We start from the raw sequence: 339 nt of genomic DNA, 5'->3' as shown, positions 1-339 counted from the left end.
CCGTCATGTCGACGGTCCGGCGCGGCGCCGGGGTGTACCGCTTCCTGGTCTATCTGCCGGTCGTCATCCCGCCGGTGGTCGCGATCCTGCTGTGGAAGTGGTTCTACGATCCGGGCAGCGGCCTCTTCAACAGCGCCCTGGGCACGATCGGCCTCGGCCCGTACACCTGGCTGGAGTCCTCGGACTCCGCGATGCTCTCGCTGGTCCTGGAGGCCACCTGGGCCGGCATGGGCGGCGCCGTCGACCTCGGCCGCCTCGTACAGCTCGCCGGGAATGCCGACCATCGCCGCGAGGTAGATCAGTACGGCGCCGGGATCTGGCGCCGGATCTGGCACATCA

1 protein-coding gene is annotated in these 339 nt (G+C 69.6%); it reads left to right on the top strand.

The features are described 5' to 3' along the window. Window positions 1-339: carbohydrate ABC transporter permease (locus J0695_RS44885; protein ID WP_372445934.1), on the top strand; the 339-nt coding region annotated here is incomplete at both ends.

Source organism: Streptomyces beijiangensis (assembly GCF_017315755.1).
GTDB lineage: Bacteria > Actinomycetota > Actinomycetes > Streptomycetales > Streptomycetaceae > Streptomyces > Streptomyces beijiangensis.
The sequence above is the reverse complement of the archived record's forward strand: the minus strand, read 5'-3'. Positions and strand labels throughout refer to the sequence as shown.